We start from the raw sequence: 13,499 nt of genomic DNA, 5'->3' as shown, positions 1-13,499 counted from the left end.
AATTTTTACAGGTTGGAGATTATTCTAAAATTTAGTTTTCGTAGGGCAGCGGCAGCGAACCATACGGATAATGCGCCCAGGACAAAAAGAACTACTATTGACACTATCATTCCTATTGGGGAAGGGATAAAAGGGAAACGGACCAAACCAATATCGGCCGTAAGGATGTTCATAATTTTGGGGCCCAACCATAGGGATAGGGGAATCCCAATAGACATCCCCAAAACCAAATTCAAGAGGGTCTTCCAAAGCAATATCATTCTCAAGTTCTTAACCGTAAACCCAAGGGATTTGAGTTTTACAAAGGATATCTTATTCTGCTGGATATAGATGTTCTGATCATTGTAAATGATCAAGACCAGCACTAAAACGAAAAACAAGGAAATGGTAAAAACAGCTATTCGTATATTCATAACCATGGATACCATAGACTTTCTTTCTTCTACGCCCAGCTCTGTTCGGATGGTTTCACCAAATTGGTTCTCCAACCGTAATCTAAATTCGTCCCGTTCTACATTGGGGTATAGCTCCAAGCCATAAAATCGGGGTTCAAATAGTGGGTTTAATGCCAATAATGCCTCTTCCTGCAAACGAAAGCCCTGTCCAAAATTCCCGACATCCTGATAGATACCCGTTATGGTAAAGACTTTATTTTGCCCCTCGATAAAAACAGCGACCTCATCGCCAATTTGTTTTCCAAATTCCTGTGCGGTTCCTATACAGAGCGATATCTCATCGTCCGAAACAGGGTGATTGCCTATGATGTTTTCCAATCCCGTTTTGGAAATAGTGCCGGAATAGACCTTTCCCTGTATTTCCTTTACCGCTTTGTTGTCCTGGGACAGCAGAAAAAGATTGGTGTAATTGTATGGGGTAATGGTTCGTATTTTGTTATTGTATTTCCGGAGCATTTCCATCAATTGCCCATGTTTAAGGGCCAAAACGACGGAGCTATTGCGATTGACTACCACATCAGCTTTATCAAAACCCCATGCAGTTCGGTCGGTATGAATCTTGTCAAAGGAATTGGCGATGTTCACACAAAAAATGACCACAAATACAATTCCCGCCATATTAATTCCCATGAGAACCAGGTTTCTTCTTTGGCTGTTTAAAAAACGTCCGCCCAATAACAGGGACAGCGGGAGCCATAAGGAAGAAAAGGCTTTGGATGCTTTTCTTGAGCGACCTCCCTTTCGTTGAAAAGAGTTCCGAATGGCCTCTACGGGTTTTACAAGACCCGCTTTTCTAGCTGAAAAAAAGGAAACTGCAAAAATCAAGAAGAGCGTAATCCCAAAAGAGACCAAGACCGGTGTAGTTAAATCGTAGGTAAAGTCCGGTATTCCCATAGGTTCAGTTATCCAGTTGACCACAGCTCGAACCACAAACCATGAAACAAATAAACCCAAGGGAAGGGCTAGCAAGGCAAGAAAGCTCATTTGCATGAGGTAAAGGGTAACCATGTTCCCAGGGGTAAATCCTACACCCTTTAGTACCCCTATTTGCTTGTAGTCCGAAAAAACATGACTTGAAATCGTATGATTGATGATTAAAAGGGATATCAAAAGCCCCATGACCGAAAAAATCATCAGAACGGAGCTCAGCAAGGTATAAAAGCTTGTAAAAGCCCTTTTGAAAAGCGGGTATTGTAGGCTCTTGCCGGAGTACTCAAAATTTTCGTTGAAGCGTTTCCAAAAAGCATCCAACTGGTTTTTGTCCTTAAGCCTGATTCCCATCATGTTGTTGTTCAATTCCGAAAGGGGTGCCAAAAAGGGGAGTTCGCCCGGGGCGACCCAGGCCCGGGTAGGATTGAAAATAGCACTCAAATAGTGGGGGTCTACCACAAATGCCGAAATTCTCAATTGCTGTAACGCTCCATTTATGCTCAGTCCAAGGGTATCCCCCAATTGTAGATCAAAACTTCTTTCAAAGTGACTCGGGAGCCATATTTCTCCATGATCTGGATGTTCCCTGGACGCTCCCTTTAAAATCCGGGTCTGGTCCTGGGTCAAGTGGCCCGTGTTGTGTTCCGTCAGCTGAACGCTGAGGTCTATTTCCCTTTCCCCATGAATGAGCGGTGCATTCACCATAATATAGGGACTTGGTGCCGACGCGCCCAAAACCTCATCCTGTTTGGAAAACCATTGAGTGATTTTATCCTTGTCATCGTTTCGATTATCGAATAACAAAAGAATTTCGGACGCCTTAAGATTGGTAAAGGTGATATCAAAGGGCTGTCCGATGATTCGGAGTAGGCTAAGGGCAATGCTCAACAGAAGAATGGTCAAAACCAAACTGAATCCTACCAAAAGGAATTCCCTCTTGCGCTTAACGAGGTATTTTAAATGTATAAGTAAAAGGCTTCTCATGTCCGTTTCTTTTTATTAGGGTATTCTTACCATCCCAGAGACCGCAACCATTGTAACAATGCCTCATTGCGTTCTCCCAAATCGTCATCTATTCCAAATTTGAGGGAGTCTATCACCTTTCCATCCCGTATAAAAAGAACCCTGTCCCCATAACAGGCCGATTTCGGGTCATGGGTGACCATAAGTATGGTCTGCCCCTCATCGTGAACTTTTTTAAAACAGGAAAGTACCTTTTTGGAGGCTGAGGAATTTAGGCTTCCCGTAGGTTCATCCGCCATAAGAATCTTAGGGTTATTGACCAGGGCCCTTGCGATGGCACAACGCTGACGTTCTCCGCCCGAGACTTGAGAGGGCAATCTATCTGCAAGACCATCCAATTCCAGTTCCTTTAGAAGTAAGGATGTCCTTGTCTGAACCACCTTTCTGTCCTGTTTGGACAAGTACCCTACAATAAGAATGTTTTCCCTTAAGCTAAGCTCGGAAATAAGATTATGGTCCTGAAAAACAAAACCGATATGGTTCCTTCTAAAAAGGGCCAAGGCCTTTTCGCCAAGCTTATGAATTGGGGTATTGTTCAGGAAAATCTGTCCTTGTGAGGGGTGGTCCAATCCGCTCAGTAAATACAGGAGTGTTGATTTCCCTGATCCGGAATTCCCCATAATGACATTAAATTCCCCTTCATTGATTTCAATAGTTACATTGGCAATCCCGGTATGGTTTTTTGATCCCTCGTTAAACGATTTGCTCAATGCTTCTGTCTTTACAATCGGAACGGCATCCATGTTTTGCGATTTTATGTTTCAAGGGCAAAACAAGAATAATTGGGAATGCCAAGCGCCGCAACGTGAAGGTTGGCACCCTTTCCCTGAGACATGAGACGAAATCCTGGAAAGTGATCCCTCGTTCTTTTTACAAATCTCTACCTTTAATAAAAAAACCATGCAGTACCTCTTTGTGGCCAGCGGCAGCTTGACCCTTTTCATCATAGCTTTGATTCTTGGGAAGAGGAACAAATCCTTGGCGAACCGAATTCTTGTGGTCTGGCTCATTGTGTTCGTGGCAAACCTGATTTCCCTTATTGTACTGTATGAGGCCACGGTGCCATTCTCGTTGTGGCAGCATTTAATCCTAGAGTTCAGTGAAGTCTCTATTTTTGCCCATGGGCCATTACTTTGGCTGTATACCCAATCCCTGACCGAAGAAAGTTTTGGCTTAAAGCGGGAACATACCTATCATTTTGTACCATTTGTTGTAGGATATGTTCTTTTTTTGATCCAGATTTTTTCCGGTACTGAAATGGTTCCACTACTGAGAAATATGATTACCATCTTAAAAATGGGGAGTCTCTTGGTATATCTGGTACTGGTACTGGTTAAGTTGAGGGGGCACAAGGCGCGTGTGGCCCATATTTTCTCCAATATAGAACACAAGAATTTAGGTTGGCTCGGTTTTCTAAGCTGGGGCATCCTCATTATATGGTTCATTGCCGGGTCCAGTTTATTGTTAGATCGGTTTACGGCAATAGTTATCCCGCAATATGGAGGGATAATTGCCCATATTGCCATATGTCTATTCATTTTCCTGATGGGGTATTTTGGCCTCCATCAACCTTCTGTATTCATGGGTCATCAACATCCTTATACATATTCCGATAAAAGGCCGGAAGAAATAATAGCAAAGCCCGATTCCTTGAAGTATCGAAATTCCGGTTTGGACACAAAAGGATCCAAACAGATACAGGCCGCCTTGTTGGAATTGATAAAAACCACACAACCTTATTTGGAGAAGGAGCTCACTTTATACAACCTGGCCGAAAGGTTAAGGGTACAACCCAATCATTTGTCCCAAGTAATCAACAGTCTTGAGGGAAAGAACTTTTTCGATTTTATAAATATGTATCGCGTAGAGGCTGCCCAGGAAAAAATTCGGTTGGGGGAACATCAAAACCTTACCCTTTTAGGGATAGCGTTTGAAAGTGGATTTAATTCCAAAGCCTCGTTCAACCGGGCCTTTAAAAAATTTACGGGCCAAACCCCCACGGAATATAAAAAACATATTTCTTAGCTTAGGAAAGCATTTGCTCAAAACGATTCCACTATAACAGTTTTGGATTTGGGTAATTATCGGATTGATCTTCTATGGTATTGTCCAAACACGTAAAATCCTTTTCCACCAAAAGCGAAAGCGCACCGCTATCGTTCCAGTCCACCGAATTGGCATAGCCTACGCGGTCGTTATCGGCCCAAGTTAAGAGTTCCTCCTGGGGAAGATAAAGGGTAATGGTGTCCCCCGTAAAATCGGCCTCCAATTCCTTGATTCCCGCTTTGCCCTCAAGGGCATAGATTAGGGTTTTTGCGCCAAAGTTCGTTGTTTCCTCATATCGACCTTTTTGACAGAAAGCCGCTACTTCTGGTTTGGTCAATCGATAACGTACCGAGTTTCCTTTAATCCGTATTTTCATTTTTTATTTTTTACAAAAAATCAGTCTACTCCATTCAATACCGTTTCCCTTGCCTTGTAATTTATGGTAACCCGAGTTCCTTCCCCAGGTATTGAATTGATAAACAAGCGCCCATTGATATAATTAATGCGTTCTTTCATAAAAAAGACACCCATACCTCCCTCACTATTATTTTTGGCCACCTTGTCCAAAATAGAGGAGTCAAAACCTTTGCCATCGTCATCAATGACTACACTCAAAAGGCCGTCTACGTAATTGATGGACACCAAAATATAATTGGCATCGGCATATTTGATCGCATTATTCACCGCCTCCTGGGTCACCCTATAAATGTTGGTTTCCGCAAGGGAATCGAACCGAATACTTCCACCGGCCTTGTTTTCAAACAAAATATTCTTTCCTGTAAGTTTGCTTAGTTCGATGGTCATTTTTTGAAGTGCCGGAAAAATACCGTGGTCTTCCAACTCCGGCGGGGTAAGGTTAAAAGTGGCGGTACGTACTCCCTTTATAAGGTCGGCCGTCAACGTTTTTAAATACGCGATCTTTTCTTTGGTCCTTTCCTTTTGGTCCGTGTTGATGGATTCTATGTTGAATTTCAAAGCGGTCAGCATCTGCCCTATCCCGTCATGTATATCCTTGGCAATACGCTTTCGTTCCTCTTCCTGCCCTTCCACGATTTGACTGGCCTGCAATTGCTTTTGACGCATGCGTTCCTCATAGTTTTGTTTGGTAAGCTCCTCAACTTTCATTTGATTTTTCTTGCGTTCGGTAATGTCCGAACACAAAATCAATATACTTTGTTCCAAACTCGATAGGTGCATGGGGATAATCGACATATCCAGCCAAAGACGCTTTCCTGTTTTTGTCTCAATCTTAATTTCCTCGGTTCGGATGTTCTTGCGTTTGCTGGTCAAGACTTCCCTAAGATACTGTTGTTGACCGGGGTTCTCGGTAAGGATCTCGGACAACGGTATGTTCAATTGAATATCTTCCCGTTCCAAAAGGGCCAAAAACTTTTTGCTGATGAAGACCACGGTACCATCCTTCCGTGTGCTTGCGAAGAGGGCCGCATTGTCTATTACAAAATTGAGTTCCTGTAACTGTTGTAAGGATTTTTCCTTCTCCGTAAAAAGTCGCTTGACCTCAAAAGCGGTGGCCTCCGACTTTTTTTGATTTTGTATCAACTTTGATATGGTCTCCCGAATCTGAATGGACAACGGTCTAAAAATAAACACTACCTCCAAAAACAATATCAACAATGAAAAAGCAAGCAATAGGTACTCTTTGAATTTGAGTCTTTGCAGTTTTTCTTTGCTCTGAATATCGTATTCGTTTACGATGGCATCCATTTTGGTCAAAAACAGTTGCTCATTGGCCAAAAGCACCTGTAGTTCTTCTTGGTGCGAAGTGGAGCGCATATCCGGATTATCCCCATCGTTGATAATGGTTTCCGCGGCTAGGACCATAGCCTCATGATGAGGATTCAAATCCGCGAACAACCGCAATATGGCTACATTCCCTTCCCTCGGAAGACCAATACTATCATTGCCTTTTTGTAGGCCGTTATGGGAAGTTTTCCAAGTGAAAAGGGTCTGGCTTAAATTGTTTATGATTTCTTGCCGGCTAAACTTATTGGAATCCAAAGTCTGTAATAACAAGGCTTCTTTGACCAGTTTTTGGCTAAGGGCACGTTGTCGACCCGCGACGTTAATAACACGGGAATCGTTCAATTGCGAATTGAGATGTTGTTGGATCAGGATCTGTGCAACAATTATGGTCAGGGCAATAGCGGCAATGGCCAATAGATACCACTTTCTTACCCTTAAGAAAGTAGCAATGTCCAATGCTTGTTGTTTGCTTTCCATAACTAATTATTGTGCGGAGGCAAATTCATTAAAGGTCTCCGTCATCCTGATGGCATAGCGTAATTCCATGGGATAGAATCGCTCTTCGTATATTTCTCCATGGGAGTCATTTCTATTGGCTTCATCAAAAAGATGATAGGCTTTGTCACCTATGAGTGCCTTAAGAATCATTCCGAAAAGCCAATATACACAAAGTTGTTCTCAATTCTTATGGGATAGGTTGCGATAGCGTCCAAACTACCATTGAGATTTTCACCGGTTTTCAACGAAAAGGTATTTTTATGTAGAGGGCAAGCTACCTTTGGATGCTCACCCTCCCCGCCGATCATCCCTCTAGACAAGACCATTTCCATTTTATGGGGACATAAATTTTGACAAGCGTACCATTCTCCTTTTCGGGTAAAATTAAATACCGCAATCTGCTTATCCTTATATTTTACACAAGCCCCTCCATTTTTCGGGAATTTGGAAATTTCAGCGGCCTTGAACCAAACCGTCACTTTTTCTTTCTTAGTTGCTTGATAGGTATTCAGTTCTGATATCATTATTCAGTTTTTATGCTCACTTTTGAATACAATTCCTATATCCTAAAATGAAGGGTTCTAGTGTCTTACTTGAAAATTATGTCCAGGCCTTGGGCATTTTTTGCCCTCGCATAGGTACAAATTCAATATTGCTGTCCTGCTCGTCAGAGTTTACAAAATGTGTATAGCGCGACCGTATTTCAGGGGTTTCCACAGCCTCTTTCCATTCACATTTGTAGGTGTCGGCATATCGTTGCATTTCAAGATCAAGTTCCTCCGCGATACCTAGTGCGTCATGTATCACCACATTTTTCAAATAGGTGATGCCACCTTCCAATTTTTCCAACCAGGCTGCCGTTCTAGTAAGGGGCGGAGCCGTTTTGATGTAGTACATCAAGAAACGATCAACATATTTTACTGCTGTTTCCTTATCTACTTTTTCAGCCAAAAGCTCCGCATGCTTGGGATTGGCACCGCCATTTCCACAGACATAGACATTCCATCCGCCTTCCACGGCAATAAAACCAAAATCTTTGCATCGTGCCTCTGCGCATTCGCGAATACACCCGGAAACACCTCCTTTCATTTTATGGGGAGAGCGAATACCTTTATACCTGTTTTCTATTTCAATGGCAAAACTCACACTTTCGTCCATTCCGTATCTACACCAGGTGGAGCCTACACAACTTTTTACCGTCCGTAAAGCTTTTCCATAGGCATGACCACTTTCAAACCCTTCCTTGATAAGTTCCTCCCAAATCAGGGGGAGCTCGTGCAATTGTGCCCCGAACATATCGATGCGTTGTCCTCCCGTAATTTTGGTGTACAAGTCATATTTCATTCCAATACGCCCAAGGGCCATCAATTGTTTTGGGCTAATTTCACCTCCCGCAACCCTGGGCACCACGGAGTATGTCCCATTACGTTGAATGTTCGCCAAGTACCGGTCGTTGGAATCTTGAATGGTCTCCTGTCTGTTTGCCGTTTCGTTGTACACACTGCCAAAGATGGCGGCAACGGCGGGCTTACAGACTTCGCAACCATCTCCTTGCCCAACGGTATCGAGCAGCTCGTCATAATCCTGGATATTACGAAGTTTAACGATATCGTATAGCTCTTGTCTTGAATAATTGAAGTGTTCACAGATCCGTACTTTTACGGTCTTGCCCAAAGATTTCAGGCTCTCGGTGACCAAATCCGTCACCATCGGCTTACATCCACCACAACCCGTAGTGGCCTTGGTGGTCTTGGCAATGCCTTTTACGCTCTCAAGGCCTTCTTCGGTAACGGCACAACAAATATCTCCTTTGGTCACCGATTCACAGGAGCAGACCACCGCTTTGTCAGGTAAATCAAGAACATTTCCCATGGCGGATTCTTCCCCATTGCGGGCACCCAAAATCAAATCCTCGGGATTAGCGGGCAATGGCATTTCATTCTGTTGTAATTGTAATAACATATTATAGTCCGAAGCATCGCCTACTAGAATTCCTCCAAGCAGCTTCTTCCCATCCTTGGAAATATTGATTCGTTTATAAAGTCCTTGAAGTTTGTTTTCAAAGACAATGGCATGGGCTTCTTCTTCCGTAGTAAAAGGGTTGCCAAAACTCGCAACGTCTACACCAATGAGTTTCAGTTTAGTGGACATATCAACGCTTTCGGCCATTATGGTCTCACCACCCAAAATCTGATCTACGGCTACCTGTGCCATTTCATAGCCCGGTGCAACGAGTCCGTAAATCATTTGCTTGTAGAGGGCCACTTCTCCAATCGCAAAAATATCGGAATCCGAGGTACGCATAGTACGATCCACAACAACCCCACCGCGGACACCAATTTCAAGATTACAGGATTTGGCCAGTTCGTCCCTGGGACGGATACCGGCAGAAATAATCAGCATATCAACACGAAGGGTTTCTCCCTCCGAAAACTCCATACCTTGAATACTTCCATTACCCAGAATTTGTTGTGTTGCCTTGTTAAGGTGGACGGAAATGCCCAATTCTTTCATTTTACGTTCCAAAGCCGCACTGCCATCAGCATCCAATTGACGCGGCATCAATCTTGGGGCAAACTCCACCACATGAGGTTCAAGCCCCATATCCTTTACTGCTTTTGCCGCTTCGAGCCCTAGAAGTCCTCCTCCCAGAACAGCCGCCCTACCCTTCCTGATATTGGAAGCATAGCTCATGGTATGCTCTAAATCCTCTATGGTACGGTACACGAATATCCCTTTTTTATCCATTCCTTCAATGGGGGGTACAAAAGGTGCAGAGCCGGTGGCCAATACCAGAAAGTCATACGAAAAAGCCCTTCCGCTCAAGGTGGTTACCATTTTGTTTTTCCTTTCAATATCCGTTATGCGCTCATTGGTAAAGAGCTCAATACCTTGTTCCTTATACCATTGCCGTGGTGCCAGAGTTAGTTTTTCTTCGTCGCCATCCTCAAAATATTCGCTCAGGTGTACCCTATCATAAGCTACTCTCGGCTCTTCGCCAAAGACAAGTAATCTAAACTCTTTGCTTGTTTTCCGAGCTACGAATTTTTCACAAAATTTATAACCCACCATTCCGTTTCCGATGACAATAACAGTTTTCATAGTGCCATGCTTTGATTATTTCCACAACAATATTACGTATTTTTACGTATTTAATAAGTGAATATATCTAAATAATTACGTAGTTTCGTTGCAAAAATGGTAAAAGCCATCCATAAATAATCGGAATGATACAATCACAAAATTCTCCAAAAGTCACCTTGGTCGGGGCCGGGCCAGGGGCTAAAGACCTTATAACTATTAGAGGTTCAAGGGTATTGCAAAGTGCCAATGCCATTCTATATGATGCTTTGGTCAACATTGATTTATTATATGGTATTAGTGACGATATTCCAAAAGTATACGTAGGGAAACGTTACGGGAAACACTATGCCAAACAGGAGGAAATCAACAGGCTTCTGGTTGAGTATGCTTTTGCCTATGGACATGTGGTACGTTTAAAGGGTGGCGATCCTTTTGTTTTCGGGAGAGCTTCGGAGGAAATTGCACATGTGGAATCTTTTGGCATTCCCGTTGAGGTAGTCCCTGGCGTATCAAGTGCTATTTCCGTGCCTTCGGGCCAAGGTATTCCATTGACCAAAAGAGTTGCGGCCAGCAGTTTCTGGGTAATGACGGCCACCAAAAGGGACGGTTCCTTTTCGGAGGATCTGATATTGGCCTCCCAATCGTCCGCTACGATGGTGATTTTAATGGGGGTTCGTAAATTTGTCGAAATAGCCCGTGAAATCACAAGATATAGGGGAGAATCCACCCCTGTTGCACTCATTCAAAATGGAACATTGGAGAACGAAAGTTGCCTCATCGGGACATTGGGCAACGTTGAGACCATGTTTCAAAATATAGATATTTCAAAACCGGGCATCATTGTGGTAGGCAGTGTTGTTTTAGAGCACCCTTTCTTCTTTGAGGACGAAGTACACCGTGTTTTGCACTCCCGTATTTAAGCGTCATGGTATATATAATTATACGTATATCCGAGTCTTAGTATCCGTTTCCTGTCAGTTCCAAAACCTTTCCGATTTCATATTCATTAATATTCAAGTCCTTTTTTTGACATCTTTCAATTTTTAGATTCGAGGAATTTCCATCCACATAAAAATACGTAGTTCGAGGTATTTTTTATTAAATACTACGTATTAATACGTAAATAATACTGTATGTTTGTTGTGATAATAAGTAACCCATTAAAACATACATATTATGAAATCAATTGTAACAAAAATCCTTGGCTTAGTTCTTTTGCTCGCTGCAATGGGCTGCAGTGGAAAGGCCGAGAAAAAAACGAAAGAAACGGCCGAGGCCAAAATACCCAGTGGTTCCCTAGAGATAGAGAAGCCTCAATTGACCTTTGGATTCATTAAACTGACAGACATGGCGCCTTTGGCCATTGCCAAGGAAAAAGGCTTCTTTGAGGATGAAGGCCTTTTTGTGTCCGTAGAGGCGCAGTCAAACTGGAAAAATGTTTTGGATCGTGTAATCGATGGTCAATTGGACGGATCCCATATGCTGGCCGGGCAACCCATCGCTGCGGGTGCCGGATTTGGTAGGCAAGCGGAATTGGTTACCCCTTTTTCTATGGATCTTAACGGCAATGGAATCACTGTGTCCAATGACGTATGGTCTAAAATGAAACCCAATGTTCCCACGGGCGCGGACGGCAAACCTTTACATCCCATTAAGGCCGATGCGTTGAAGTCTGTGATTTCAGAATACAAGAACAGTGGGAAACCCTTTAAAATGGGAATGGTATTCCCCGTATCCACGCATAATTACGAAATCCGTTATTGGTTGGCCGCTGCGGGCATACACCCCGGAATGTATACTGCCGATAACGTACAAGGACAAATCGACGCCGAGGTATTGCTATCCGTTACCCCGCCGCCGCAAATGCCCGCTACTTTGGAAGCTGGGACTATTTATGGTTACTGCGTAGGAGAGCCTTGGAATCAACAGGCCGTATTTAAAGGTATTGGCGTGCCGGTAACCACAAACTACGACATCTGGAAAAACAACCCGGAGAAGGTATTTGTAATGACCAAAAAGTTTGTGGAGCAGAATCCAAATACGGCTATTGCCGTGACCAAAGCCTTGATTCGTGCTGGAAAATGGTTGGATGAACCCAGCAATCGGGCCGAAGCCGTGAAAATCCTTTCCATGCCCCAATACGTAGGTGCCGATGAGGTTGTCCTGGCGAATTCCATGACAGGAACCTTTGAATTTGAAAAAGGCGATAAACGTTCCATGCCCGATTTCAATGTATTTTACAAATATAACGCTACCTATCCCTTCTATTCCGATGGAATCTGGTTCTTGACCCAAATGCGGAGATGGGGGCAGATTCCCGAACCAAAACCGGCAGCATGGTACGAAGAGACGATTAAAGACATATATCGACCTGATATCTGGAAAAAGGCCGCCGACCTATTGGTAGCGGAAGGACGTATTCCAGCCTCTGACATTCCGGTTACGGATGGATATAAGCCTGCCACTTCAGATTTTATTGATGATAACACCTATGATGCCAAGGATCCCATAGGCTATATCAACAGCTTCAAGATCGGAAATAAAGAGGAGCCCTCCTTATAAGACACCCACGGTAAAATTACAATTATGAAGCAAAGTGTAATCGTAAACAAAACGCAGGAATTGAAGCTGGGTAGTGCCGTTAAGGCCGCATTGGCCAAATTCAAGCTAAGAACCCCCAAGTTCGATCTTCGAACAATACTGAGGAAGGTGGTTGTACCCATGATGTCCATCTTACTTTTCGTTGGGCTTTGGCATATGGGAGCCAAGGCACTGTACAATATTGAAGCGGATTATAAAATACAAAAGGCCTTGACCGATCAAGGGCAAGAAGCTGCAGACGCCATGCAAGCGTGCATCGTATCGGGTGACATTAGTTGTCAACCCAACACATTGCCTTCGCCCACGCAGGTTTGGGAATCCTTCAATACCCTAATTGCGGACCACAGGGTAATTAGTGCCGATAAATTGGCTTTTGAAGAGAAGACCGCTGCCTTAAATGAAAAACGTATTGCTGAAGGAAAGGATCCCATCACCTACACAGGTCGACCTTCCTTCGTAGATCAGATTTTTACCAGCTTAAAAACTGTTTTTGCCGGATTCATATTGGCCTTCCTGATTGCGGTACCGATAGGAATTGTAATCGGACTGAGTGAAACCCTGCGCGATTCCTTCAATTGGTTAATCCAGGTATTCAAGCCCGTTTCCCCAGTAGTTTGGTTGCTCTTGGTATTCATGATCGTAAAAACAATGACAAAGGATTCCAATTCGGATAGTGCCTTTATCATATCATTTATTAGCGTAGGGCTATGTGCCATGTGGGCAACCTTGGTCAATACCGCCATGGGGGTTTCATCCGTGGACAAAGATTACATCAATGTGGCCAAGGTGTTAAAGTTAGGGCCTCTACAGAAGGTATTCAAAGTGATTCTACCTTCCTCATTACCCTTGATTTTTACCGGATTACGGATTACGCTTTCCGTCGCATGGATGGTCCTAATCGCGATCGAGCTTTTGGCACAAAGCCCGGGTTTGGGGTCTTTCGTTTGGGAAGAGTTCCAGAACGGAGCCAACGATTCCAACTCCAAGATCATTGTGGCCATGTTCGTTATCGGAATCATTGGTTTCCTACTGGACCGTATCATGTTGACCATTCAAAACATGGTGTCCTTTAATAAAAATGCAACAGCTTAAAAAAGA

General features: G+C 43.5%; 11 protein-coding genes. 4 read left to right on the top strand and 7 right to left on the bottom strand.

Annotated features, from left to right (window positions below; genetic code table 11):
• Positions 1-5 precede the first annotated feature (5 nt).
• A complete protein-coding gene (locus tag ACO06Y_RS05630) occupies positions 6-2,369 on the bottom strand; it encodes an ABC transporter permease (RefSeq protein WP_422082850.1) in 2,364 nt (787 codons plus the stop codon).
• Between the two features lie 26 nt (positions 2,370-2,395).
• Complete coding sequence (locus tag ACO06Y_RS05625; RefSeq protein WP_422082849.1) at positions 2,396-3,151, bottom strand: ABC transporter ATP-binding protein; 756 nt, start codon at positions 3,149-3,151, stop codon at positions 2,396-2,398.
• Between the two features lie 157 nt (positions 3,152-3,308).
• Between ACO06Y_RS05625 and ACO06Y_RS05620 the strand changes: the two genes are divergently transcribed.
• Positions 3,309-4,433, top strand: a complete 1,125-nt coding sequence (locus ACO06Y_RS05620; protein ID WP_422082848.1) for a helix-turn-helix domain-containing protein — start codon at positions 3,309-3,311, stop codon at positions 4,431-4,433.
• Positions 4,434-4,464: 31 nt separating this feature from the next.
• Here the strand turns inward: ACO06Y_RS05620 and ACO06Y_RS05615 are convergent, their stop codons facing one another.
• The 5 genes from ACO06Y_RS05615 to nirB all read right to left on the bottom strand — a co-directional run bounded on the left by ACO06Y_RS05615 (position 4,465) and on the right by nirB (position 9,818).
• The gene (locus ACO06Y_RS05615) at positions 4,465-4,830 is read right to left on the bottom strand and encodes a DUF7009 family protein (RefSeq protein ID WP_422082847.1); all 366 of its coding nucleotides are present in this window, start codon (positions 4,828-4,830) and stop codon (positions 4,465-4,467) included.
• A 20-nt stretch (positions 4,831-4,850) separates the two neighbouring features.
• Positions 4,851-6,695 carry a type IV pili methyl-accepting chemotaxis transducer N-terminal domain-containing protein gene (locus ACO06Y_RS05610; protein ID WP_422082846.1) on the bottom strand — a complete coding sequence of 615 codons (1,845 nt, stop codon included), beginning with the start codon at positions 6,693-6,695 and terminating at the stop codon, positions 4,851-4,853.
• Positions 6,696-6,701: 6 nt separating this feature from the next.
• Positions 6,702-6,866, bottom strand: coding sequence for a hypothetical protein (locus tag ACO06Y_RS05605; protein ID WP_422082845.1), 165 nt, complete (start codon positions 6,864-6,866; stop codon positions 6,702-6,704).
• Entirely contained in the window at positions 6,863-7,240 is a 378-nt protein-coding gene (nirD, locus tag ACO06Y_RS05600) for a nitrite reductase small subunit NirD (RefSeq protein WP_422082844.1), read from the bottom strand. The genes ACO06Y_RS05605 and nirD overlap by 4 nt, the downstream gene beginning before the upstream one ends.
• A 76-nt stretch (positions 7,241-7,316) precedes the next feature.
• Entirely contained in the window at positions 7,317-9,818 is a 2,502-nt protein-coding gene (gene nirB / locus ACO06Y_RS05595) for a nitrite reductase large subunit NirB (RefSeq protein WP_422082843.1), read from the bottom strand.
• 125 nt (positions 9,819-9,943) lie between these two features.
• Here nirB and cobA point away from each other — a divergent pair, with 125 nt between their 5' ends.
• The 3 genes from cobA to ACO06Y_RS05580 all read left to right on the top strand — a co-directional run bounded on the left by cobA (position 9,944) and on the right by ACO06Y_RS05580 (position 13,493).
• Positions 9,944-10,720, top strand: coding sequence for a uroporphyrinogen-III C-methyltransferase (gene cobA / locus ACO06Y_RS05590; protein WP_422082842.1), 777 nt, complete (start codon positions 9,944-9,946; stop codon positions 10,718-10,720).
• A gap of 256 nt (positions 10,721-10,976) precedes the next feature.
• Positions 10,977-12,362 (top strand): CmpA/NrtA family ABC transporter substrate-binding protein, encoded by a 1,386-nt coding sequence (locus ACO06Y_RS05585; protein WP_422082841.1) that lies wholly within the window; start codon positions 10,977-10,979, stop codon positions 12,360-12,362.
• Positions 12,363-12,386: 24 nt separating this feature from the next.
• Positions 12,387-13,493 carry an ABC transporter permease gene (locus tag ACO06Y_RS05580; RefSeq protein ID WP_422082840.1) on the top strand — a complete coding sequence of 369 codons (1,107 nt, stop codon included), beginning with the start codon at positions 12,387-12,389 and terminating at the stop codon, positions 13,491-13,493.
• Positions 13,494-13,499: the final 6 nt, after the last annotated feature.

The sequence above is a fragment of the Ulvibacterium sp. genome (assembly GCF_965228935.1).
In the GTDB taxonomy this organism is placed as follows: Bacteria; Bacteroidota; Bacteroidia; order Flavobacteriales; family Flavobacteriaceae; genus Ulvibacterium.
The sequence above is the reverse complement of the archived record's forward strand: the minus strand, read 5'-3'. Positions and strand labels throughout refer to the sequence as shown.

What these genes read in the sequence shown, in the direction of transcription:
- cobA (WP_422082842.1), top strand. Translation starts at nt 9,944, where the DNA reads ATGATACAATCACAAAATTCTCCAAAAGTCACCTTGGTCGGGGCCGGG.
- ACO06Y_RS05585 (WP_422082841.1), top strand. Translation starts at nt 10,977, where the DNA reads ATGAAATCAATTGTAACAAAAATCCTTGGCTTAGTTCTTTTGCTCGCT.
- ACO06Y_RS05615 (WP_422082847.1), bottom strand. Translation starts at nt 4,830, where the DNA reads ATGAAAATACGGATTAAAGGAAACTCGGTACGTTATCGATTGACCAAA.
- ACO06Y_RS05610 (WP_422082846.1), bottom strand. Translation starts at nt 6,695, where the DNA reads ATGGAAAGCAAACAACAAGCATTGGACATTGCTACTTTCTTAAGGGTA.
- ACO06Y_RS05605 (WP_422082845.1), bottom strand. Translation starts at nt 6,866, where the DNA reads ATGATTCTTAAGGCACTCATAGGTGACAAAGCCTATCATCTTTTTGAT.
- ACO06Y_RS05580 (WP_422082840.1), top strand. Translation starts at nt 12,387, where the DNA reads ATGAAGCAAAGTGTAATCGTAAACAAAACGCAGGAATTGAAGCTGGGT.
- ACO06Y_RS05630 (WP_422082850.1), bottom strand. Translation starts at nt 2,369, where the DNA reads ATGAGAAGCCTTTTACTTATACATTTAAAATACCTCGTTAAGCGCAAG.
- nirD (WP_422082844.1), bottom strand. Translation starts at nt 7,240, where the DNA reads ATGATATCAGAACTGAATACCTATCAAGCAACTAAGAAAGAAAAAGTG.
- ACO06Y_RS05620 (WP_422082848.1), top strand. Translation starts at nt 3,309, where the DNA reads ATGCAGTACCTCTTTGTGGCCAGCGGCAGCTTGACCCTTTTCATCATA.
- ACO06Y_RS05625 (WP_422082849.1), bottom strand. Translation starts at nt 3,151, where the DNA reads ATGGATGCCGTTCCGATTGTAAAGACAGAAGCATTGAGCAAATCGTTT.
- nirB (WP_422082843.1), bottom strand. Translation starts at nt 9,818, where the DNA reads ATGAAAACTGTTATTGTCATCGGAAACGGAATGGTGGGTTATAAATTT.